This is a genomic window from Candidatus Pelagibacter ubique HTCC8051 (genome assembly GCF_000472605.1).
Lineage (GTDB): Bacteria > Pseudomonadota > Alphaproteobacteria > Pelagibacterales > Pelagibacteraceae > Pelagibacter > Pelagibacter communis_B.
In genome coordinates, this window is record NZ_KI421440.1 from 195394 (window position 1) to 219961 (window position 24568).

The window sequence follows — 24568 nt, forward strand, 5'->3', positions numbered from 1 at the left end:
ATTTGTTGTTTTTAAAATTCATTAAAAGGGAAATAGAAGATCTATGTGTCCTATTTAACCCAAAAAACAATAAAGAATAATGTTTTATTTAGCGGTGTAGCTCTTCATAGCGGCCTAAATGTCAATATTTGCATTAAACCAGCTGAACCCAATCATGGAATTGTTTTTAAAAGAATTGATATCAATGTAAATAATTTAGTTCATCCAAATTTTAGTAATGTATCCAATACTTCTTTAAATACAACTATTGAAAATGAATTTGGAGTAAAGGTTTCTACCATTGAGCATTTAATGGGAGCATTGTTTGGACTGGGAATTGATAATGCACTAATTGAAATTGATAATGAGGAAGTGCCAATCTTGGATGGATCAGCAAAAGAATTTATTGAAAAAATTATTAGTTCAGGAATTAAAGTGAGTGAATCACCAATAAAGATTATAAAAATAAATAAAAAAATAGAGTACAGAGAGGGTAAAAGATTTATTTCAATTGAACCCTCAACACTTAGCTTAGATATAGAGTTCGAAATTAAATATAAAAATGAGCTTATTGGCGACCAAAAAAATAAAATAAAGGTTTACGAGGATGATTTATCAGATATTTACAATTCAAGAACATTTTGTTTATTTGAAGATATTGAGTTAATTAAAAAAAATGGTTTAGCAAAAGGTGGCAGTTTAGATAACGCTATAGTTGTTAAAGATGATGAAATACTTAATCCAGATGGTCTAAGAAATAAAAAAGAATTTGTTAACCATAAAATTTTAGATTGTATTGGTGATCTTTTTACATCCGGTTATAGAATTATTGCGAGTGTTAAATGTTCTCAGGGAGGACATTATTTAACAAATCAGCTATTAAGAAAAGTTTTTAACAATAAAGAAAATTTCTCAATCATAGAAATAAAAGAAAAAAATCTTCCACATACGCTAATAAACAGAAATATATTAAAATCTATAGCTTAATATTTAAAGATAACTTTAAAATTATAAATTTAATCATTATAAATTTAATATGAATTTTTTTAAATATTTTATCTTATTAATAATTTTTTTAATTACAGTTTCTTGTTCTAAGGACAAAGTAAAAAAATCAGTTATAAATGAAAAAAATTTAGATGCACAAGTTTTTGAAGCTTATCAAAAAGGTATGGATTCTTTAGAAACAGGTGATGTTTTATTTGCAGCAAAAAAATTTAATGAAGCAGAAATACTTTTTCCACAATCTGAATGGGCACCAAAGTCAGCTTTAATGGCGGCCTATTCATATTATACTCAAGATTATTACAAAGATGCTGTAGCAGAGTTGGAGAGATTTATTAGAATATATCCATATTATAAAGATTTAGATTATGCATATTATTTAATGGCTATCTCTCATTATGAACAAATTGTTGATGAGAAAAAGGATCTCCAATCCATTGTTAATGCAAAAATAAATTTTTCTTTATTGGTTAAAGATTATCCAAATACTGAATATGCACTTGATGCTGAGTTTAAATTGGATCTTATCAATGATATTCTTGCATCAAAAGAAATGTATTTAGGCAGATATTACCTTCAAAAAAAAAAATGGATTCCAGCAATCAACAGATTTAGAGCGATAATAGATGAATATGATACTACAATTTATACAGAAGAAGCATTACACAGATTGGTGGAGGTTTATTATATTATAGGATTAGAAAATGAGGCAGAAAAGTATGCAAAACTCTTAAGTTACAATTATCAATCATCAAAATGGTATGAACAATCATACTCAGTGTTTAATAAGAAGTATAAAAAAAAGAGAAAAAAAGTTAAAAAAAATAAAGTAAAAAATAAATCTATTTTGAAAAAATTTAGCTCTCTTTTTAATTGAGATGAACAAAAAAAAAATAGAAAAAGAATATAATAAAAAAATCAAGTTAATAAATAATTATAATAAAAATTACTATGATGCTAGCAAGCCACTAGTAACAGATGAAGTGTATGATAATTTAAAAAAAAGTATTTTATCTTTAGAAAAAAAATATTTTTTTTTAAATTCAAAAAATTCACCATCAAAAACTATAGGATTTAAACCATCAAAAAATTTTAAGAAAAGGCCACATAAGACTCCTATGTTATCTTTGGCAAATGCTTTTGGGAAAGATGATTTAATTAATTTTGAAAAAAGAATATTAAATTTTTTATCTAAAGATTTAGATTTCAATTTAACTTATAGTGCTGAGCCAAAGATTGACGGAATATCAGCATCATTGATTTATAAAAATAGTGAATTTAAAATTGGTTTATCTAGAGGAGATGGTAAAGAAGGAGAAGATATAACAACTAACCTTGCAACAATACAAGATATTCCAAAAAAAATTAAATCAAAAAATTTTCCTGAAGAAATTGATATAAGAGGAGAGGTATTTATACAAAATAGTGATTTTGAAAAATTAAAAGATAAATTTGCAAATCCGAGAAATGCAGCCTCAGGATCATTGAGACAAAAGAATCCAGATGAGACAAGGAAAATTCCCTTGAAATTTATTGCCTATACTTTTGGTTATGAGAAAGGTCTTAAATCAAAAAATCAAACAGATTTTTTAAAAAATTTAGATGATTGGGGTTTTAAAACTAATCCATTAAATAAATTAGTTGCAGGTGTTGATAATTTATTAATAAATTATTCAAAGATAGAAAATGACAGATCAAAGATCGATTTTGATATTGACGGTATAGTATATAAAATTAATGACTTTGAACTACAGAAAAGACTAGGAAATGTAGCAAATTCACCAAGGTGGGCTATTGCCCATAAATTTGCCTCAAACAAAGCTATATCTAAAATTCTTAATATTGAAATTCAAATTGGAAGAACTGGAGCTTTAACTCCAGTTGCAAAAATCAAACCAATTAATATTGGAGGAGTAATTGTATCTAATGCAACTTTACATAATGAAGATGAAATTGATCGAAAAGATATTAGAATTGGTGATTTCGCAACTATAGAAAGAGCAGGGGATGTAATACCTCATATTCTTTCAGTTGATAAAAATAAAAGAGATAAAAAATCACCAAAATTTATTTTTCCATTAAAATGTCCATCATGTGGTTCAAAAACAATTAAAGAATTTAATAATATTACCAAAAAAGAAGATGCTGTAAGAAGATGTTCTAGTGAAGGATATGAGTGTGAAAAAATTGCAATTGAAAAATTAAAACACTTTGTTTCTAAAGATGCATTTAATATTGAAGGATTTGGTAAAAAAATAGTAGAAAACTTTTGGAACCTAAATTTAATAAAATTACCCCAAGATATATTTGATTTAGATTTTAATAAAATCGAAAATCTTGAAGGTTGGGGCAAACAATCAATGGAAAATTTAAAATATTCAATTAATCAAAAAAAAAATATTTCTTTAGAAAGATTGATCTTTTCACTAGGTATTAGACATATTGGTTTGGAAAATGCAAAAATTTTATCGAAATATTTTGAGTCATTTTCAAATTTCATTAGTTTTTCAAATGAGACTATTTCAGAGGATATATTAAATATCGATGGAATAGGAGAAACTCAACTAAAGTCAGTAAAAAATTTTTTTGAAAATAAAGTTAATCTAAATATTCTCAAAAAATTACAAAAAATTTTAGTTGTAAAAGATGCTGCAACCAAAGATAAAAATGGATTATTGAATGAAAAAACATTTATGGTAACTGGTAAGTTAATTGGTATCAGCAGAGCAGAAGTAAAATCCTTAATAGAAGAAAATTCTGGCACCACAGTGAGTACTGTAACTAAAAAATTAAATTATTTAATCATGGGTGAAAAACCAACAAAAAAGAAGGTTGATAAGGCTAAAGAATTTAAAGTTACTATATTGAGTCAAAGCCAGTTTTTGAAAATGTTAAATATAACTAGCTAGCCATTTTCTCTCATTAAGAGAAAGATACCTTGATAGTTTTGAATACACATCTAAATGATATTTAAACAGATAATTTTTTTCTAATTTAGTTAAAAGATTATAATTAATTAAATCCTTTTCTATTGGAGCAAGTGTTAAATTTTTGAAATAAACCTTTTTTTTAATTTTTTTGACAAAAACAAGATTCTCTATTCTGATACCAAAAGAACCTTTTTTGTAGTAACCTGGTTCATTACTCAAAATCATACCTTCTTGAATCTTGACTTTATTTAGTTTGGAAATTGATTGAGGCCCTTCGTGAACATTTAAAAAAAAACCAACGCCATGCCCTGTACCATGTGCATAATCTAATTTACTTTCATTCAAATATTTTCTTGCTCTTTTATCTATTTTTATGCCCGTATTATCCAATCTTAAATCTGTATTCGCTACAGCTATGTGTCCTTTTAATACTTTAGTGTAAATATTTTTGATATTCTGATTTGGTTTTGTAAAACAGATAGTTCTAGTAACATCTGTAGTACCATATTTATATTGACCACCTGAGTCACATAAAAAAATATCATTTTTTCTTATTATTCTACAACTTTCCCTTCGTGCTCTATAATGAACAATAGCTCCATTAGCGCCAGTACCTGCAATTGTTTCAAAACTTGGATATAGGTATTTGTTATTTTTTTTTCTAAATTTTTCTAATTTTATCTGAGCATCAACTTCAGTAATCTTTTTTTTATTAACTTTTTTAATCCAATAAATAAATTTTGTTAGTGCAACACCATCTATAATATGGGATTTAATCATATTATCAATTTCAGTATTATTTTTTATAGCTTTTAGTAGATAAGTTGGATCTTCTTTTTTTATAATCTTAAATTTAGATTTGATAATATTCTCATAAAAAATTGAACAAGATTTATTATCTATTATAAAATTTTTACCACTTAAACCCAAAATTTTTTTTGGTAGATTGCTTGTGATAATTAATTGACTTTTTTTAATTATTTTTTCTTTTATCAATTTTTTTGCTTTTTGAGGTTCTGTAATTAAAAATATTTTTTTTGACTTATTGATGATTAATCTAGAATTTGGCATGGGACTATTTGGTCCATCACCACCTCTAATGTTTAAAATCCAAGCTACATTTTCTGGAGCTGTCACAAATAAATTGTCAGCTTTATTTTTTTTTAAGTAATTTATAATTTTATTAATTTTTGATTTACTATTTTCTCCAATAATTTCATTTTTGAGTGAAAAAAAAGGGATATTATCTATAATTTTTTTAGTTTTGATTTCATCAATTAAGTTGTTTGATAAAAATTTAATTTTATTATTTTTTAAGAAATAATTTTTTATTTGTTTATGTGTGAATAGCTTTGGGTCTAGCCCTAATTTTAGGTTTTTGAATAAACTACAGTTAATTATTTTTTCATAACTAACAATTTTAAAATATTTTCCACTCTCCATTTCACTTTGAATAGTGTATCTACCATCTGTAAATAAATAGTTCTTATTTTTTAAAACAATAGCCAAACCAGCAGAGCCACTAAAATTTGAAATAATTTTCAATCTATTTATTTTTGAATATTCTGTAAAATAATCATCATTTTTAGGTACAACGTAGCCATCGATACCGTATTTTTTAAATTTTTTTCTTAACTCTTTTACTTCTTTTTTCATTTAATCCTCTTTTGATATCGTATCCACCCAGGACTTCTTGTTCCTTCTTCAATTTCAAAGTCTTGATTAAAATCAAAATTTTGATCATCGTCAATTTCTTCCTCAAAAAATGAATTTTTTTCTATATTTTTTTCTGGTAATTCTTCTATGAATCTTGAGGCCATACTATCAATCCAATCACCTTGATAAAACCTGTTCATTGAAAATGAAATTATAGCTTTTTTTTTGGCCCTAGTAATCCCCACATAAGCTAAACGACGTTCTTCTTCCAAGCCGCTTTGTCCTTTTTCTTCAATTGATTTTTGATGAGGAAATAAACCTTCTTCCCAGCCAGGAAGAAAAACTACATCAAATTCAAGGCCTTTTGCTGCATGCATAGTCATCATATTAATTTTTTCACCATCCCATTCTTGATCAATTGAAGTAGCTAGAGATACATGTTCTAGAAAGCTTTCTAGATTATCAAAATCTTTCATTGCGCTTAACAATTCTTTTATGTTTTCTAATCTATTTTCATTATCTAAGTCTTTTTTATTCTTAAGCATTGCTGAGTAGCCGGACTCGTCTAAAACAATTTGTAGTAATTTTACATGATTAATTTTTTTAATATTAAGATCATTTCTCCATTTATATAATGCGTTAAGAAAAAAACTAAGTCCAATTTTTGTTTTTGGTTTAATTAAATTTTGTTCAAGCATTTTATTTGCAGCAGACTCTAGACTTAAATTATTTTGTTTCCCAAACTCATGAACAGTTTTTAATGTTGTATCTCCAATTGACCTTTTAGGGTTGTTTACAATCCGTTCAAAGGCAAGATCATCTTTTTCTTGATGAATTAATCTTAAGTATGCAACACAATCTTTTATTTCAGCCCTTTCATAAAATTTAGTTCCACCTAAAATTCTATAAGGCATACCAATTTTTAGAAATCGTTCTTCAAATTCTCTTGTTTGAAATATAGCTCTAACTAAAATAGCCATTTCATTAAATGAAAATTTCTTTTTTAATTTTTTTTCTATTTCATCTGAAATTCCAACTGCTTCATCTTTTCCATTTTTAAAACAATTAAGTTTAACTAAATCTCCTTCGTCCATAGTAGTTGTAAGTGTTTTACCAACTCTATTTTGATTATTTGAAATTAAATTTGACGCAACTGACAAAATATTCTGGGAAGATCTATAATTCTGTTCAAGCCTTATTACTTTCGTATTTTCATATACTTGATCAAATTCTAAAAAATTCTTAATTTCTGCACCTCTCCAACTGTAAATAGATTGATCATCATCTCCTACGCAACATAAATTTTTAGTTTTTTCAGATAATAAATTTAACCATTTACTTTGAATAAAATTAGTATCTTGATACTCATCAACTAAAATATATTTAAAGTTAGTTGAATAGATCTGTCTAATGTCAGGATAATTTTCTAAAATTTTCACAGTATGTAAAATTAAATCTCCAAAATCACATGAATTTAAGTCTATAAGTTTTTGTTGATAGATTTTATATAAAGGAAGTATAGTTTTTTCATAAACATCTTTATTATTTACTATAACTTCAGATGGGTAATATCCTTTATTTTTCCATCTATCAATTATTGCTAATATAAATCTAGGTGCTAATTGTTTGATATCAATATTTTCACTTTTGCAGATATTTTTGATAAGTCTTGTCTGGTCATCAGTATCTATAATAGTAAAATTAGAATTCAGATTTGCTGCTGTTGCATGCTTTCTTAATATTTTTGCACATATTGAGTGAAATGTTCCAAGCCAAGAGAGACCAGTTGCAGCCGAACCTAGCATCTTACTCACTCTTGTTTGCATTTCTTTTGCGGCTTTATTAGTAAATGTCACTGACAAAATTTGATTAGGAAATGCCTTCTTTTCTTTAATTATATGAGCAATTCTTGAAGTTAAAACTTTTGTTTTTCCAGATCCTGCTCCAGCAACTATTAATAAAGGCCCATCCAAATATAATACAGCTTCTTTTTGAGCATTATTTAGATTTTTTAAATAATCAGAGTTTATCATTTAAAATATTTCATTATAAGTTTCATAGTTTTATGAATAATCATAATTTTTTTGTTAAAATCTTAGCTAAGTTAAACAACTTAATAAATAGTCAATTAAAAAAAAATTTAAACAAATTAAATTTTATTTTTGAAAAAGATAAATTGTTAGCTTTTTTAAGCTTTAAAAGAATTTTTATCTTTATTCTGGTCTTATTTGTCTCGCTTTTTTCATATTTGTCTGCACCACATTTATATAATAACAAGAAATTAGTTGCCAATATTAAGAATCAATTGTCAGAAAATTTAAATTTAGATTTTAATTTATCAAATAATTATAAATATAAATTATTTCCAAAACCTAATTTTGAATTTAAAGCTGTCTCATTTCTAAATCAAGTTGAAGGTTTGGGAGAGATTAAAGTCTATATCTCACCAAAACATTTATTGTTTCCAAATAAAATTGAAATACAGGATATTGTGCTCAACAAAATAAATTTTAATTTAAATAAAGAAAACTATAATTTTTTTATAAAACTTTTAAATAGTAACTTTTCTAATTTTAGCCTTAAAATTAAGAATAGTAATATTTTTTATAAAAATATTGAAAATGATGTTTTGTTTATAAATAAAATTAATAAATTAAAATATTTTTTTGATTCTAAAAATTTAGAAAATGTTTTATTATCTGAGAATGAGATTTTCAATCTACCTTATGAAGTTAAAGTTACAGATGACTCAATAAATGAGAAAATTATAAGTAAAATAAATTTAGATCTTATTAAACTTCAGATTGAAAATAGTTTTAACTATTCTTCTTATAAAAAAGATGGATTGATAAAATTAATTCATAATCAAAATAAGAGTGAAGGTAATTATAAATTTGAAAAAAATTTTTTTAATTTTAATTATTTAGATAAATCCCAAGATCAAAATTACAAATTTAATGGTTTTATAAGTTTAAAGCCATTTTTTTCTGAATTTTCAGGTGATTTAGGTGAACTAGATTCGGATATATTATTAAATTCAAACTCATTTATGGTCCAACTATTAAAGACTGGGATACTTAATAATAAAAATCTAAATGTAAGTTCAAAAATTAATGCAAAACAAATTTCTTCTTTTAGAGATTTAATTAATTTATCATTAAATGTAAAAATTAACGAAGGCTTGGTTGATATCAATCAAACTAAGTTTGAATTAAAAAAATATGCTGATCTTAGAATAACTGACAGTTTGATCTACACAGATAATAATAATTTAATTTTAGATGCTTTAATCTCTATAAATATCAAAGATTTTAATGAAGTTTATAAAATTTTTCAAACTCCTCTTAAAAATAGAAAAGAAATTAAAAAAATTGAGTTTAATTTAAGTTATAACTTTGATCAGCAGACTGCAAATTTGAATACAATTAAAGTAAATGATGTAATTAATAAGGATGTAAATGAAACTTTAAAGCAACTTATTTTCAAAGATAACCAACTTCAAAATAGAATTTATATAAAAAATTTAGCAAACAAAGCAATTAAAAATTATTCAGGGTAAATCATTTTTTTAGGATCTACTATTTGATCATAGTCTTTTTCACTTATAAGACCTGTTTTTAATGTTTCAAATTTAAGTGTTGTGTCATTTTTAAGTGCTGTTTTTGCAATTCTTGCTGCGTTGTCATACCCAATTTTAGGAGCCAAAGCTGTTACTAGCATTAAAGAATTATCTAAATGCTCTTGGATTTTTTTCTTGTTAGCTTTAATTCCTTTTACACAATAAAGAGCAAAATTTTTAGTGCTGTCGGCTATTAAATCAATTGATTGTAGAATATTATGTGCAATCAGAGGTTTGAACACATTCAATTCGAAATGTCCATGAGATCCTGCAATAGTTATGCCATTGTGATTACCAATTACCTTTACACATACCATGGTGACAGCTTCACATTGAGTAGGGTTAACTTTTCCTGGCATAATTGAAGAGCCAGGTTCATTCTCTGGCAATATCAGTTCTCCATATCCAGCTCTGGGTCCAGATCCTAAAAATCTAATATCATTTGAAATTTTCATTAAAGCTACAGCACATGTATTTAATGTGCCTGAAAAATTTACAATTGAGTCGTGGGCCGCAAGTTCAGCAAATTTATTTGTAGCTGGTTTAAATGGAATTTTTGTGAATTTAGCAATTTCTTTTACTATTTTTTTATCAAAATTCTTTTGAGAATTTATCCCAGTGCCTACTGCTGTTCCCCCTTGTGCAAGAAATAAAATTTCTTTTAATGCATGCTCTATTCTTTCAATACTTTTTTTAACTTGTGTATGATAACCAGAAAATTCTTGACCAAGTGACAGAGGTGTCGCATCTTGTAAATGAGTTCTTCCAATTTTTACTATATTTTTAAACTCTGATGATTTTTTTTTTAGTTCTTTTTCTAAAATTTTTAAGTTGGGTAGTAATTTTTTTAAAGTTTCTTCTGCAACAGAGATATGCATTGCAGTTGGAAAAACATCATTAGTTGATTGTGATTTATTTACATGATCATTTGGGTGAACTGGTTTTTTAGTCCCTTTTTTGCCACCCAAAGTTTCTATTGCACGGTTAGCAATTACCTCATTAACATTCATATTTGTCTGTGTTCCAGAGCCTGTTTGCCAAACTTTAAGAGGAAAATTTTCATCTAATTTTCCTTTTATAACTTCATCTGAGGCTTTGATAATCGCCTTAGAAATTTTGTTTGAAATTAACTTATCATTAGAATGAACAATCGCAGCTGATCTTTTAATAATAGCTATAGATTTAATTATTGAAATATTTACTAATATTTTGCCAATATTAAAAAATTTATTTGATCGTTCTGTAGATGCTCCCCAATATTTATCATCAGGAACGTTTACACTTCCAATACTGTCGAATTCTTTTCTAAATTTCATTGATTAATTTGTAAGTAATAAATATTTATAACATACAATAATTTTAAAAAAACTTACAGGAGCAAAATGTCGAATTTTAATAAAGTTGGAACTTTTATGAAAACTTTTGGCCAAGAGGTCAAAACTAATCCATCATTTAGCAGTGATAAAATCAATAAATTAAGAATAGATCTAATAAAAGAAGAATTAGATGAACTTCAAGAAGCAATGAAAAACAATGATTTATTAGAAGTAGCTGACGCACTTACAGATATTTTGTATGTAACCTACGGGGCAGGCCATGCTTTTGGTATTAATTTAGATAAATGTTTTGACGAAGTCCAAAATTCTAACATGAGTAAATTAGGTGAAAATGGTGAGCCAATTTATAATGAGTCTGGAAAAGTGATGAAAGGCCCAAATTATTTTAAACCTGATTTATCAAAATTTGTATCTTAAATTTCTATTTTAAAATCAATAGCTGAAGTACTATGAGTAATACTACCAACTGACATTCTATCTACACCAGTAGTTGCAACGGATTTCACAGTTTTTAAATTGATATTACCAGATGCTTCAGTTTCGTAATATTTTTTAGCAATTTTAACTCCATTTTTTAAATTTTTAATAGACATATTGTCAAATAGAACTGTATTAAATTTTAGACCCAAAATAGTTTTTAATTGTTTTAAATTATCTACTTCAACTGTGATTTTTCTTCCTTGTTTATTTTTTATAGCAGTAGAAACTAAATCTTTTATATCTGATGAAGCTATATGATTATCTTTGATTAAAAATTCATCACTTAGATTAAATCGATGGTTTGTACCACCACCTAATTTTACCGCATATTTTTGAATAACTCTCATATTCGGAATTGTTTTACGTGTACAGCAGATTTTACATTTTTTGCCAGCCAATTTAACAAACTTATTTGTTTTAGTTGCAATACCTGAGATATGAGATAAAAAATTAAGTGCAACTCTCTCTGCTATTAATATATTCTTTGCTTTACCTTCTATTGTTGCAATTAAAGATCCTTTCTTAACAGTAGATCCATCTTTTTTTTTAATTATAAATTTTATTTTGCTATCAATTAAATCAAATGCTTGTTTTGCAAATAACAATCCACCAATAATTGCATCTTGATTTGAAAGAAGTTTAACTTTAATGACTTTATTATTTTTGACTAAATTTGATGTGATATCTCCAGATGGATAGAGATCTTCATTCAATGCTCGTTTAACTGTATTACGAATAAAATCTTTGCTAAGTTTTATTTTTGACACTTATTTATCTGCCGATGGCAGCCATTCTTTCAACTGGAATTCTAGCTTTTTCAATTGTTTCTTTATCCATAATTATTTCACCAGTCTCATTTTCTAGACAATCTAGTATTTTCGGAAGTGTAATTTTTTTCATATGAGGACAGAGATTGCATGGTCTAATGAATTCTACATTAGGATTTTCAACTTGAATATTATCACTCATTGAACATTCAGTAACCATCATAACTTTTTTGGGTTGATTGTTTTTAACATAATCAATCATACCACCAGTTGATCCAGCAAAGTCACTTGCTTCAATTACTTCTGGAGGACATTCTGGATGTGCTATAATTTTAATACCTGGATTATTTTTTCTAATATCATGTATTTCTTTTTCATTAAATTGATCATGCACCATGCAAATCCCTTTCCAGGCAATAATTTCTACATTTGTTTGAGAGGCAACATATTTTGCAAGGTAATCATCTGGTAAAAATATAACTTTATTAACACCCAAGGATTCTACAATTTTAACTGCGTTTGCTGATGTACAACAAATATCTGTTTCTGCCTTAACATCTGCTGAAGTGTTTACGTATGAAACTACGGGGACACCTGGATATTTTTCTTTAAGAAGTCTTACATCTTTCCCTGTTACAGATGATGATAATGAACAACCTGCTTCCATATCAGGAAGTAAAACTTTCTTCTCTGGACTCATCAATTTTGAGGTTTCTGCCATGAAGTGAACACCAGCCATAACTATTATGTCCGCACTTGTTTTTGATGCCTCAATAGCAAGAGCTAAAGAGTCTGCAGCGACATCTGATATACCATGATAAATCTCAGGAGTTTGATAATTATGTGCAAGAATGATTGCATTCTTTTCTTTTTTTAGCTGGTTAATCTTGTGAATGTATGGAGCGTGAACAGACCACTCTATCTCTGGCATTATCTTAGAAATCTTTTGATAAATAGGATCTGTTGCTTTTTTTACTTCTTGTGTAAATTCCATGAGGTTTTTTACCAATTTGCAAGATGATTGTCATTCATTTATTATGACACATCATGCGGTCGTGCTGAAATTGGTAGACAGGCACGGTTGAGGGCCGTGTGGACTTAGTCCATGAGAGTTCGAGTCTCTCCGACCGCACCAAAGTAAAAATTTTATAGGAGTTTTTAATGGATAAATTACTTTCTGTCATATTTATGATTGGAGTTTTACTTTTAGTTCTTCCAGGTTTTCTTAAATCTAATTCCCAAATTAAACAATTTTTCAAAAATTTAACTATTTGGATTATTGTAATTCTTATAATTCTTTTGATTATTTATTTATTTAAATAATATATTAGTTTTTTATCCAATCAGGTTTTTCAATTTTTATTGAAGCTTCTTTTGTATTAAAATCAGATTTTTCATTAAAATTTTCATCCAGGTATTTAATTAAAGCAAACGGATATTCTTTATCTATTAATACTTTGCCTATTTCGTTGTTGTTATAAAAAATACTTTCACCTTCAGTTAATTTACCTTTAACTATATTTATTGGTAATAATCTTTTAGAAAGCTTATTTTTAAGTTTAATTCTAGCTGTATTTTCTTGCCCAACATAGCAACCTTTTTTAAAATCTATTCCATTTAATTCCTCATAATTACACTCAATACCAAATAATTTATTTTGTAATTTATTTAAATCTTTTGGAACTATCCCAAGCTTATGACTTAATGAATAATATTCATTAAGATTTGCATCATGTAAGTCTAATTTTTTTAGTGATAAATAAAGTTTTTCTAAATTAATAATTAATCTTGCTCCTAATTGTTTGTTCCTTGGATCAAGAAAAATAGGATCTTCTCTATACTTCAAGGTAAAACCAGAAATATCTTGAGCTTTTTCAAAGGTAAGGAATTTTTCATGACTAAATGCGGCTACAACAAATTCATTACTAAGATTAAGAATTTCTACTTTAGATCTTAATTTGTAAATACTTAATTGTTTATATAACCCGTCAGCTTGAGACTTTTCACAATCAATCAAATAACCAGATTTATGTTTAATTATTATAAACTCAAATAAAAATTTACCCTGAGGAGTTAACAATGACGTAAAACAACTATTTTCATTGCTTACTTTATTTATGTCATTACTGATAAGATTTTGAAGAAATTCTTTTGCATCTTCTCCATTAATATAAAGAATTGCTCTATCATCTAAAATGTAAACATTTTTAATATTCATAATTGATTAATTATAAAATGTAATATAATAACATTTTCTTAAAATGTTAGATCTTATAATTAAAAACGGACAATGTTACATCGATGGTGAATTAAAAGATGCTGATGTTGCTGTTAAAAATGGCAAAATTCAAAAAATTGGTGAAATATCTGAAGAAGCTAAGGAGGTTATAAACGTTGAAGGCCAAACAGTTTTACCTGGGTGCATAGACACACAAACTCATTTCAGAGAACCAGGATCAACAGATACAGAGGATCTACATTCTGGAAGTAGGGCTGCAATTGCTGGAGGAATTACCAGTGTGTTTGAAATGCCTAATACTAATCCACCAACTTCTAATATGAAGGAGTTTCAAAGAAAATTAGATCTCGCTAAAAATAGAATGTATTGCAATTATGCTTTTTATTTTGGAGCAACAGCTGATAACGCAAATGATCTCGCAAGTTTGGAAGGTTTGGAGGGGTGTTGTGGTATCAAACTTTTCGCAGGATCGTCTACTGGAAATTTATTAGTTGCTGAAGAAGACGATATAGATAAAGTTTTTCAAAATGCATCAAAAGTCGTTGCTGTTCACTCTGAAGATGAGGCAATCTTAAATGTTAATAAAAAATTAATTAAAGAGGGTGATGTTCATACCCATCCAGTATGGAGAAGTGCTGAGTGTGCAATTTCTTCTACTAGAAGAATAGTTAGAATTGCTAATAAATATAACAAGAAAGCTCACGTTCTTCATATAACAACAAAAGAAGAAATTGATTTTTTATCTCAACATAAAGGAAATATTACATTTGAAATAACTCCACAGCACTTAACAATTTATGCACCAGACTGCTATGATAAACTTGGAACTTATGCTCAGATGAATCCTCCTCTAAGAGATAAATCTCATTATGATAGATTATGGTATGGGGTAAGAAATAATTTGAATGATACAATAGGATCAGATCACGCTCCGCATTTAAAAGAAAATAAGGAAAAAAATTATCCTAATTCACCATCAGGTATGCCAGGCGTTCAAACTTTAATGCCAGTAATGTTAAATCACATTAACGATGGAAAACTCACACTCAACCAATTAATGAATCTTGTATGTGAAAACCCAGTTAAAATTTTTGGAATTCAACACAAAGGATTTATTAAAGAAGGTTTTGATGCAGACTTTACAATTGTTGACATGAATAAGATAATTGAAATTAAAAATGAAAATATTGAAAGCAAATGTGGATGGAGTCCATTTAATGGAGACAAATTTAAGGGAACACCAACCCACACAATTATTGCTGGAAATATTAAAATGCAAGATGGTAAAATATTGGGTGATCCTGATGGAATGCCTTTAAAATTTAGCTAAGTTTTACTGAAAAACTGTTCACTAAGATTACTCCTATAACAATCAAGAATAACCCTAAAACTGCTTGCCAAGCTAGAGTTTGTTTAAAGAAAATATAACCCATAATTGCAATAGTAAATATTCCTAAACCACTCCATGTTGCATACATAATAGCGATAGGAATCTTATTTGCTACAAAAGTTAATAAATAGAAAGCACAAAGATAAAAGAATGCAAGAGCAGCGGTTGGAACAAGTTTTGTAAAATTTTGAGTTACAGGCAATAACATTGTCCCTGCAACTTCAAAAAATACTGCACCTGCAAGAAACAAATATGTTTTAATCATTGTTTAAAATTTTATGTTTAATTAAATCTTCCTTAATCTCAGATAAAATTGCTGGATCATCTATTGTTGGTGGAATTTTATATTCAACATTGTCAGCAATTTTTCTAATTGTTCCTCTTAAAATTTTTCCTGATCTTGTTTTTGGAAGTCTTTTGATAACAATAACCACTTTAAATGCTGCAACAGGTCCAATTTTATCTCTAACCATTTGTACACATTCTTTAGAAATTGTTTCATTATCTTTGTCTACTCCAGATTTTAATACAACAAGTCCAATAGGTAGCTGTCCTTTTAGTTTATCAGCAATACCAAGAACTGCGCATTCAGCTACTGATTGGTGTTCTGATAACACTTCTTCGATAGCGCCAGTTGATAATCTATGACCTGCAACATTGATAATGTCATCTGTTCTAGACATAATCCAAATATAACCATCCTCATCAATGTGCCCTGCATCATATGTTTGGTAATAACCTTGGTAATTAGTCATATAATTTTCTTTATATCTTTGATCTGCATTCCATAATGTTGGAAAAGTTCCAGGAGGTAGTGGAAGCTTGACCACAATATCACCCATTTCATTTGGTTTTGCTAAAGTTTGATCAGCTTTAATAATTTTAACGTCATAACCAGGTACAGCTTTACAAGCAGATCCATACTTAGTCTCCATCATTTCAATTCCAGTGCAATTTGAGCTAATTGCCCAACTTGTCTCTGTTTGCCACCAATGATCTATGACTGGAACTTTAAGTAAATTCTCTGCCCATTTAATTGTATCTGGATCTGCTCTTTCGCCTGCAAGGAATAAGCTTTCAAAACTACTCAAATCATATTTTGAGAAGAACTTACCTTCAGGATCCTCTTTCTTAATAGCTCTAAAAGCAGTTGGAGCGGTAAATAATGATTTAACTTTATAGTCTGATATGATTTTCCAGAAAGCTCCAGCATCTGGAGTACCTACGGGTTTACCTTCAAATAGCATAGTTGTGCATCCTTTAAATAATGGAGCATATACAATGTAAGAGTGTCCAACGATCCAGCCAATGTCACTAGCTGACCACCAAATATCATCTGTATCAATATTGTAGATATTTTTCATAGTCCATTTTAGAGCAACTATATGTCCACCGATATCTCTAACTATCCCTTTAGGAGTACCTGTTGTTCCAGATGTATACAAAATATAAGCAAGTTCATTTGAGTTCATCTCAACACAATCAGTATCAGATGCATTTGAGACAACTTCATCCCAACTAACCTCCATTGGAGCATTTAATTTTACCTCATGACCTGATCGTTGAAACAAAATCATTTTATCTATTTTATGTTTGGCTTGATTAATCGCTTCATCAACAAGTGGCTTGTATTCAACTGTTCTTCCAGGTTCAAAACCACAAGAAGCTGTAACTAATAATTTTGCTTTACTGTCATCTATTCTGCTTGCAAGTTCGCTTGATGCAAAACCACCAAAGACAACAGAGTGTATTGCTCCAATTCTTGCACAAGCTAGCATTGCAACTACTGCTTCAGGGATCATCGGCATATAGATGATTACTCTATCTCCTTTAGTAATACCTTGATCTTTAAGAGCTCCTGCAAATTTTGAAACCTTTGATCTAAGTTCTTCAAAACTAAACTGACTTTTGTTACCTGTAATAGGGCTATCGTAAATTAATGCAGTTTTTTTTCCTCTACCTTGATCAATATGAATATCTAATGCATTATAACATGTATTAGTTACCCCATCTTCGAACCATTTATAAAATGGAGGATTAGATTTATTTAAAATTTTAGTTGGTTTTTTAAACCAAAAGATATCATTTGATGCTTCTTGCCAAAATTTTTCAGGATTATTTATAGATTGGTCGTAAATTTTTTTAAATTGTTCTGACATTATATTTTGATTCGATTTAGTAAAATAAGTTGGTTTTTAGCTTTAAAATTGTATTTAATTTTAAAAAATAAGTAAAATCAATGTTTATTAGTGACAATTAACTCTTCATTAATCTTAATTTATTTGTTATTTAACGCTCTATCTTGGTTAGGGGAAACCTTAGCCTAGTTTATATAAACTAAATAAATAAAAACTAACTAAAGAGGGAGTTTTTTATGAAAAAACTTAAATTGTTTGCTCTTACAGCTGTAGCCCTAATGGGTGTTACAGGTGTTGCAAACGCAGAGACAGTGATGTTAGCTCAAGATGATTTCGTTGGTATTTCATTTTGGTTAGTATCAATGGCTTGTTTAGCTGCTACTGTATTCTTTTTCTTAGAAAGAAGTTCAGTTCCAGCTGGTTGGAGAGTTTCAATGACAGTTGCTGGTCTAGTAACTGGTATTGCATTCGTACACTACATGTACATGAGAGATGTATGGATCATGACTGGTGATTCACCAACTGTTTACAGATACATTGACTGGTTAATTACAGTGCCATTACTGATGTTAGAATTCTATTTTGTTCTATCAGCAGTAAACAAAGCAGACTCAGGAATTTTCTGGAGATTGATGCTTGGTACATTAGTAATGCTAGTAGGTGGATACTTAGGAGAAGCAGGATACATCAACGCTACACTTGGTTTCATTATCGGTATGGCTGGTTGGGTATACATTCTTTATGAAGTATTCTCAGGTGAAGCAGGTAAGAGAGCAGCGAAAAGTGGTAACAAGTCACTTGTAACTGCTTTTGGTGCAATGAGAATGATCGTTACAGTAGGTTGGGCTATTTACCCATTAGGTTACATTTTTGGTTACCTAACAGGTGGAGTAGATGCTAACTCACTTAACGTGATTTACAACGCAGCTGACTTCTTGAACAAGATCGCTTTTGGTCTGATCATTTGGGCAGCAGCAATGCAACAACCTGGTAGAGCTAAGTAGTTTTACTTAAAATTTAAATTAAAGGGCAGGTACAATTTTAGTACTTGCCCTTTTTTTTTATCTACAATAATTTAAGCCATGGATGTTAAACTTGATAAATGGCACAAGTGTAAAGTAGATATAGAAGTCCTTAAAGAGCTTTCAAAAAAATCTGACATTAAAGGGTTACAACACGTTTGTCTTTTTTTTGGTTTATTAATTATAACTGGAACATTAGCATATTTAACCTGGGGAACTTGGTGGTCAGCATTTTGGTTTTTAGTTTATGGAAATATTTATTCATTCTCAAATGCATTGTGGCATGAGACTGGTCATAAAACTGCTTTTCAATCTAAACTTTTAAATGAAATCTTTTATTATATTTCATCTTTCATGGCGAATTTTGAACCAACAAGATGGAGGTACACTCATTTTGTACATCATGGTAATACTTATTCAACTAATGATCCATTTGATTATGAAATTGAATATGGAAATGATTTAAAAGAAACACCAAAGATGTTAATTATAAATATAATTCCATTTCTAGATTTATTATTTTTAAAAAAACATATTTCTTTTGAAATAATCCAGCATGCTTTTGGAATTAAAACAAAAGTTATGCAAGATAATATTCCTGAAAATGCACAATCGAAAGTAATATTTAATTCAAGAGCTTTTGTTATAATCTGGGCATTAGTTATCTTTTGGTCAATAATTATTTCATCTTGGATGCCAATGCTCTATTTTGTGCTACCTCAATTTTATGGAAAAACTTTACATAAACTTGTTGCATTTACTCAACATGCTGGACTCGCAAGAAATATTAAAGACCATAGGTTTTCAACAAGAGAAATGTGCTTAAACCCAATACTAAGTTTTTTATATTGGAAAATGGAATATCATTTAACTCATCACATGTTTCCAACAGTTCCGTCTTATAATTTAGACAAACTTCATCTTCATATAAAAAATCAGTTACCAAAACCAAATAATGGATTAATAGACGCATATAAAGAAATTATCCCTGCGTTAATTAAACAAAGAGAAGATGAGAATTATTTTATAAAAAAAGATATACCTCAATTACAAAATGTCTAAAAATAGACTAAGTATGATTTTACATACTTGTTCTATCTAAATAAAAAACTATATATAGCCCATGGCAAAAATTACCTACAACACTCACGATAGTAAAACCCATACAATTGATGTTCAAAATGGACTTACCGTTATGGAGGGTGCAGTTCAAAACGATATTCCAGGAATTGATGCTGATTGTGGAGGTGGAATGGCCTGTGCAACATGTCATGTGTATGTAAATGAAGAGTGGAAAGATAAACTTCCAGCTAAAGAAGATGGCGAAGAAGATATGCTGGATATGGCTTTTGAACCAAAACAAAATAGTAGATTAAGTTGTCAGTTAACTGTATCTGACGAATTAGATGGTCTAATAGTAAACATTCCATCAAAGCAGGCTTAAATGATTAAAACAGATGCCTTAATTATTGGAGCAGGACCAACAGGTCTTTTTACAGCTCATCAATTAAAATTAATTGGTCTAAGTTGTGAGATTGTCGATAACCTAGATAAAATTGGCGGACAATGTATTGAGCTTTATCCTGATAAACCTATATATGATATTCCGGCAGTTCCTGAATGCACTGGTGAGGAATTAACAAATAATTTAATAAACCAAATCAAAGCTTTTAATATACCAATACATCTTAGTGAAAGAGTTGATGAGGTTAAAAAAGAAAATGATATTTGGTTAGTAAAAACAAATGCTGGAAAAACTTTTTCAACTCCTAATGTAATTATTGCAGGTGGAGTTGGATCTTTTGAACCAAGAAAATTTGCACCAAAAGAATGTGAAAAATTTGAAAACCAATCTATTTTATACTCAATTAAGGATAAAAAAATATTTGAAGGTAAAACAGTATCTATTTTTGGTGGTGGAGACAGCGCTTTAGATTGGGCCGTCGAATTATCAAAAAATTCTAAAGTGAATTTGATACATAGAAGAGATGATTTTAGAGGTGCGCAATCAACAGTAGATAAAGTACATGAACTTGCTAAATTAGGCACAATTAATCTCTATACAAAGTATCAATTAGCCAGTGTTAATGGTGATAATAATTTAGAGAGCATTGATATCAAACATGACGATGGAAAAATTAAAAACTTTAAGACTGATTTCGCTCTAGGTTTTTTTGGCTTAATAATGCAATTAGGACCTATCGCAAATTGGGGACTTAATATCGATAAAAAAACTATTGAAGTTGATACCGAAAAATTTGAAACCAATCAAAAAGGTATTTATGCGGTTGGAGACATATGTAATTATCCTGGTAAGTTAAAACTGATTTTATCTGGTTTTCATGAAGGGGCATTAGCTGCAAGAGCTTGTTTTAAATTAGCGCGACCTGATGAAAAATATAGATTTGAATTTACCACTTCATCTAAAACTATAAAAAATCGACTTGGTATTAAAGAGTGATTGAGCTTTTTACAGCTGACACCCCAAATGGTAAAAAAATTTCTATCATGCTTGAAGAGATTGGTTACGATTATAAAGTAACTAAAGTAGACATAAGTAATGACGAACAATTTAAACCAGAGTTTGTAAAATTAAGTCCTTTTAGTAAAATTCCATTAATTACTGATCATGATAACAATGAAAGTATTTTTGAGTCTGGTGCAATCCTTATGTATTTAGGGGAAAAAAGTGGAAAGTTTTATGATCAACCGGATAGATTAAAAATTAATCAATGGTTAATGGCTCAAATGGGAACCATTGGACCAATGATTGGTCAACATCATCAATTTCATCACTACAATCCTGGTAAAAGTGAATTCGGTGAAGAGAGATATTTTAAAATCACAAAAAGAATATATCAAGAATTAGATAATAGATTAAAAGACTCTAAATTTCTTGCTGGTGAAAAATACTCTATTGCGGATATTGCAACATGGCCATGGCTTGCAAGGCATGAATGGCATGATATCGGTTTAAAAAATTATCAAAATTTATCAAGATGGTATTTGGAAATTGCTAAGCGAGATGCTGTGATTAAAGGATATAGTTTTATGAATAAAAACTCTAAAATTCCAGGCATTATTTAGTTAGGTAGCCAGGAATTATATAGAGGATTATCTTTTTTAATTGGAAGGAAGATATTTTTTCCTTCTCTTGAAGAATTATAAACAGCTGTAACAAACTCTAAAGACTCTCTTGCATTTAATAATGTAACTTCATCACTAGTGTCACCATCTAATTTTTTTCCTATTTCATCAAACATTCCTGCATACCAAGATTTTGTTAATTCTACTTTAGATAAAATTTCATTAATTTGATTTTGTGTTGTGGGTTTTCTAGCTAGAAATTTCCACTCGTCATCAGCTGGATTATAAGGTTTATCTGGTGAGCCACCCGATTCTACAGTCAGATTGTTAAAACAAATTTTAATTCTACTGACATCTTCTGCGGCACCTAGTGTAATAGAACTTGTAACTAATGCACCATTATTCATTTCTATTGAAAGAGCTGCACAATCCTCTACCTCAATATTGTTTACTCTAGTTGTTAATTTTGCAAATACATTTGAAACTGGTCCAAAAATCATGCTTATAAGATCATGAATATGAATTGAATGACTTAAGATTGCACCTCCTTGCTCACCTTCCCATGTTCCTCTCCAAGCTTTAGAATAATATTCTTTTCCTCTATTCCAGTGAGTTTCTAACGAAGCAACTAAAGGCTTACCTGTTAGTCCAGATTTAATTAGTGCTTTTAATTTTGAAAATCCAGGGCCATATCTATATTGAAAAACAGGAAATACAGTTTTGCCGGTCTCTTTACTTATCTGATTTAGTTTGTCCAGTTCCTCAAGACTTGATACCAATGGTTTTTCACAAATAACATGTTTGCCTGCTTCTAATGATTTTTTACACGCTGAAAAATGCAAATGAGGTGGAAGACAAATATCAATGATATCAATTTCTTTTATTTTTAATACATCTTCAAAATTAAGTGAAACTTTAATATCAGAGTTTGGCGGTATTATTTTATTGATAGACTCTTTTGTTAATCCACAAATTGTATGAACGTTAAATCTTTCTGAAACTTTATTAAAATCCTCATAGTGTTTGGCACCAATATTGGTTCCTATTATAGCCACTTGATATTTATTCATTTTTTTCTGCTATTTCTTGAGCTTTAATTGCAAGTTCCATTGTTAAATAGGTAAGCTCTTGAGAGCATGCTGTTTCAGTTCTATTTATTACATCATTAATTAAATTTCTAAAATATGGGAGTTTAACATCTGTGCAATCTATATATTTCACTTCTGTATTGTTTGCATAATATAAATGATTACCAAAATTAGATTTGGCTAGATCTGTATACTTTCTAATTTCAATAAAACCTTTATCTCCTAAAATAAATAATCTTCCATCTCCCCAAGCTGGAAGTGCATCTGGAGTGAACCAATCTAATCGAATGTATCCATGACCTTCATTTCCTGAAAGATTAACTTCACCAAAGTCTTGAAAACCTGGAAATTTTTTTTGAGTTGTATTTTCTACTATTGCATGAGTAATTTTAGCTTCATTAGAATTTGTGAATACTAAAAATTGATGGATTTGATGTGAACCTATATCTGTAATTATTCCACCGTAGCTTTCACGATTATAAAACCAATCTGGTCTTTCATAATTTCCTTGTCTATGAGGACCAGTGCCCATTGTTTGTTTTACTTTTCCGATTTTACCTTCTGAAACTAATTGTTCAGCTTTTGCAACTGCTGCTACATGAAATCTTTCAGAAAAATTTACTGACCAAATTTTACCTGTTTCTTTTACTGTTCGCTTTAAATCCTCTAGTTGATCTAAAGTTGTGCACCCTGGTTTATCTACCATTACATCTTTACCCGATTTTAATACTTCAATTGAAAGGCTAGCTCTATCTTTAGGAATAGAGGAGATTAAAATCATATCAATCTCATCATTTTCAAGAATTTTGCTTTTGTTATCTACTCTTTTAATGTTTGGATACTTTTTATTAAAATCTTGAAGGGTTAACGGATTACCTTCTGTCCAAAAATAATAACAGGTACATCCCTCTTTTAACATTTCATCTAGCATGTCAAAGATATGACCATGATCAATTCCAATAACTCCTAAGTTTAAATTTTTATTCATTTAGTTAATAAGTTGATTTAACAAAAGATTAGTCATAATATTTTAAACATTATATGAGCGCTACTATTTCTTCAATTAATTATTGTCCAGTTAAATCTATTTCATTTCAAAGTGTTCAAAATTGTAAAATCAAAAAAAATATTGGAATTATTGGAGATAGAATTTTTGCATTTGCTAAAGATTTGGATCAAGACCAGGTAAAGTTATTTGAAAAAAGTCCCGATGAAAGAAAAGGAAAGTGGAACAATATTTTAACACTTAAAAATTCACCAGCACTTAATAAATATAACTTTATATTAAATAATGATAAATTGACATTATTCCTTAAAAATAAAGAATTAATAAGTATTGAAGTAAATCAGCACACTGAATATCAAGAGCTTTCGGGTTTAATTGTAAAACTTGAAAAATCTTTAAAAGCACCATTATTTTTAATGAAAAATGAAAACTTCCCTTTTTTTGACACATCCCTTTCAAAAAAAATTGGATTTACAAACTCAATTTCACTTTTAAATATTCAAAGCATCAAAGATTTTGAAAAAAAAAGTAATAATATAGTTGAACCGTCTATTTTTAGAGGAAATATTTATATCGATGGTGTTAAACCTTGGGCTGAAAGAGAATGGTTAGGTAAAGTAGTTACAATTAATAATATTAATTTTAAAGTTGAACAAAATATTCCAAGATGTGTAGCGATTAATCTTAAACCAAAAACAGATGATAATTCTGTAGATTTGCTACAGTTACTAAAAAAAACTTACAATCATTTTGATATGGGTATTTTTTTGACAGCTTTAGAAGATGGTGAGGTAAGTATTGGAAACTCAATTAAATTTTAAAAAT

Annotated in this window: 22 protein-coding genes and 1 tRNA gene; 13 read left to right on the forward strand and 10 right to left on the reverse strand. The window is 28.5% G+C overall.

Annotated elements, in window-relative coordinates; all coding sequences use genetic code 11:
- Window positions 1-45 precede the first annotated feature (45 nt).
- Genes lpxC through ligA form a run of 3 tightly spaced genes read left to right on the forward strand, consistent with a single transcriptional unit; the run spans window position 46 to window position 3893 of the window.
- Entirely contained in the window at window positions 46-966 is a 921-nt protein-coding gene (gene lpxC / locus F754_RS0101020) for a UDP-3-O-acyl-N-acetylglucosamine deacetylase (RefSeq protein ID WP_023648057.1), read from the forward strand.
- A 49-nt stretch (window positions 967-1015) separates the two neighbouring features.
- Entirely contained in the window at window positions 1016-1861 is an 846-nt protein-coding gene (locus F754_RS0101025; RefSeq protein WP_023648058.1) for an outer membrane protein assembly factor BamD, read from the forward strand.
- Window position 1862: 1 nt separating this feature from the next.
- Window positions 1863-3893: an NAD-dependent DNA ligase LigA gene (gene ligA / locus F754_RS0101030; protein WP_023648059.1), complete on the forward strand. Its 2031-nt coding sequence runs from the start codon at window positions 1863-1865 to the stop codon at window positions 3891-3893.
- Here ligA and F754_RS0101035 read toward each other — a convergent pair.
- Complete coding sequence (locus F754_RS0101035; RefSeq protein ID WP_023648060.1) at window positions 3876-5570, reverse strand: M24 family metallopeptidase; 1695 nt, start codon at window positions 5568-5570, stop codon at window positions 3876-3878. The genes ligA and F754_RS0101035 overlap by 18 nt on opposite strands.
- Window positions 5567-7603 carry a UvrD-helicase domain-containing protein gene (locus tag F754_RS0101040; protein ID WP_023648061.1) on the reverse strand — a complete coding sequence of 679 codons (2037 nt, stop codon included), beginning with the start codon at window positions 7601-7603 and terminating at the stop codon, window positions 5567-5569. Before F754_RS0101040 ends, F754_RS0101035 begins: the two co-directional genes overlap by 4 nt.
- A gap of 32 nt (window positions 7604-7635) precedes the next feature.
- On the opposite strand from F754_RS0101040, the gene F754_RS0101045 reads away from it, so the two are divergent.
- Window positions 7636-9129, forward strand: a complete 1494-nt coding sequence (locus tag F754_RS0101045; protein ID WP_023648062.1) for a hypothetical protein — start codon at window positions 7636-7638, stop codon at window positions 9127-9129.
- Here the strand turns inward: F754_RS0101045 and fumC are convergent.
- Window positions 9117-10505, reverse strand: coding sequence for a class II fumarate hydratase (gene fumC, locus F754_RS0101050; RefSeq protein WP_023648063.1), 1389 nt, complete (start codon window positions 10503-10505; stop codon window positions 9117-9119). The genes F754_RS0101045 and fumC overlap by 13 nt on opposite strands.
- A gap of 66 nt (window positions 10506-10571) precedes the next feature.
- On the opposite strand from fumC, the gene F754_RS0101055 reads away from it, so the two are divergent.
- A complete protein-coding gene (locus F754_RS0101055; RefSeq protein ID WP_023648064.1) occupies window positions 10572-10943 on the forward strand; it encodes a nucleoside triphosphate pyrophosphohydrolase family protein in 372 nt (123 codons plus the stop codon).
- Here F754_RS0101055 and nadC read toward each other — a convergent pair.
- Window positions 10940-11773 (reverse strand): carboxylating nicotinate-nucleotide diphosphorylase, encoded by an 834-nt coding sequence (gene nadC / locus F754_RS0101060; RefSeq protein ID WP_023648065.1) that lies wholly within the window; start codon window positions 11771-11773, stop codon window positions 10940-10942. The two genes, F754_RS0101055 and nadC, sit on opposite strands and share 4 nt — an antisense overlap.
- Before the next feature lie 4 nt (window positions 11774-11777).
- On the reverse strand, window positions 11778-12767 hold the full coding sequence (gene nadA / locus F754_RS0101065) for a quinolinate synthase NadA (protein ID WP_023648066.1): 990 nt from the start codon (window positions 12765-12767) through the stop codon (window positions 11778-11780).
- A 55-nt stretch (window positions 12768-12822) separates the two neighbouring features.
- Here nadA and F754_RS0101070 point away from each other — a divergent pair.
- Window positions 12823-12908: transfer RNA gene (locus tag F754_RS0101070), tRNA-Leu, on the forward strand.
- A gap of 192 nt (window positions 12909-13100) precedes the next feature.
- Here F754_RS0101070 and F754_RS0101080 read toward each other — a convergent pair.
- Window positions 13101-13991 carry a folate-binding protein YgfZ gene (locus tag F754_RS0101080; RefSeq protein WP_023648068.1) on the reverse strand — a complete coding sequence of 297 codons (891 nt, stop codon included), beginning with the start codon at window positions 13989-13991 and terminating at the stop codon, window positions 13101-13103.
- A 43-nt stretch (window positions 13992-14034) separates the two neighbouring features.
- On the opposite strand from F754_RS0101080, the gene F754_RS0101085 reads away from it, so the two are divergent.
- Window positions 14035-15342, forward strand: coding sequence for a dihydroorotase (locus F754_RS0101085; RefSeq protein ID WP_023648069.1), 1308 nt, complete (start codon window positions 14035-14037; stop codon window positions 15340-15342).
- On the opposite strand, the gene F754_RS0101090 is transcribed toward F754_RS0101085, so the two are convergent.
- The gene (locus F754_RS0101090; protein WP_023648070.1) at window positions 15335-15667 is read right to left on the reverse strand and encodes a multidrug efflux SMR transporter; all 333 of its coding nucleotides are present in this window, start codon (window positions 15665-15667) and stop codon (window positions 15335-15337) included. The two genes, F754_RS0101085 and F754_RS0101090, sit on opposite strands and share 8 nt — an antisense overlap.
- Complete coding sequence (locus F754_RS0101095; RefSeq protein WP_023648071.1) at window positions 15660-17561, reverse strand: propionyl-CoA synthetase; 1902 nt, start codon at window positions 17559-17561, stop codon at window positions 15660-15662. Before F754_RS0101095 ends, F754_RS0101090 begins: the two co-directional genes overlap by 8 nt.
- A 215-nt stretch (window positions 17562-17776) precedes the next feature.
- Here F754_RS0101095 and F754_RS0101100 point away from each other — a divergent pair, with 215 nt between their 5' ends.
- The 5 genes from F754_RS0101100 (at window position 17777) to F754_RS0101120 (ending at window position 21649) form a co-directional block, all read left to right on the forward strand.
- The gene (locus F754_RS0101100) at window positions 17777-18544 is read left to right on the forward strand and encodes a bacteriorhodopsin (RefSeq protein WP_023648072.1); all 768 of its coding nucleotides are present in this window, start codon (window positions 17777-17779) and stop codon (window positions 18542-18544) included.
- 78 nt (window positions 18545-18622) lie between these two features.
- Window positions 18623-19624 (forward strand): fatty acid desaturase, encoded by a 1002-nt coding sequence (locus F754_RS0101105; RefSeq protein WP_023648073.1) that lies wholly within the window; start codon window positions 18623-18625, stop codon window positions 19622-19624.
- A gap of 61 nt (window positions 19625-19685) precedes the next feature.
- Window positions 19686-20006, forward strand: coding sequence for a 2Fe-2S iron-sulfur cluster binding domain-containing protein (locus F754_RS0101110; RefSeq protein ID WP_023648074.1), 321 nt, complete (start codon window positions 19686-19688; stop codon window positions 20004-20006).
- Complete coding sequence (locus F754_RS0101115) at window positions 20007-21023, forward strand: NAD(P)/FAD-dependent oxidoreductase (protein ID WP_023648075.1); 1017 nt, start codon at window positions 20007-20009, stop codon at window positions 21021-21023.
- Window positions 21020-21649 carry a glutathione S-transferase family protein gene (locus F754_RS0101120; RefSeq protein WP_023648076.1) on the forward strand — a complete coding sequence of 210 codons (630 nt, stop codon included), beginning with the start codon at window positions 21020-21022 and terminating at the stop codon, window positions 21647-21649. The genes F754_RS0101115 and F754_RS0101120 overlap by 4 nt, the downstream gene beginning before the upstream one ends.
- Here the strand turns inward: F754_RS0101120 and F754_RS0101125 are convergent.
- Together F754_RS0101125 and F754_RS0101130 are read right to left on the reverse strand one after the other, a co-directional pair.
- Window positions 21646-22719: a Gfo/Idh/MocA family oxidoreductase gene (locus F754_RS0101125; protein WP_023648077.1), complete on the reverse strand. Its 1074-nt coding sequence runs from the start codon at window positions 22717-22719 to the stop codon at window positions 21646-21648. The genes F754_RS0101120 and F754_RS0101125 overlap by 4 nt on opposite strands.
- Window positions 22712-23725 carry a Gfo/Idh/MocA family oxidoreductase gene (locus F754_RS0101130; RefSeq protein WP_023648078.1) on the reverse strand — a complete coding sequence of 338 codons (1014 nt, stop codon included), beginning with the start codon at window positions 23723-23725 and terminating at the stop codon, window positions 22712-22714. Before F754_RS0101130 ends, F754_RS0101125 begins: the two co-directional genes overlap by 8 nt.
- A 53-nt stretch (window positions 23726-23778) precedes the next feature.
- Between F754_RS0101130 and F754_RS0101135 the strand changes: the two genes are divergently transcribed.
- A complete protein-coding gene (locus tag F754_RS0101135) occupies window positions 23779-24564 on the forward strand; it encodes an MOSC domain-containing protein (protein WP_023648079.1) in 786 nt (261 codons plus the stop codon).
- The last annotated feature ends 4 nt before the right edge of the window (window positions 24565-24568 follow it).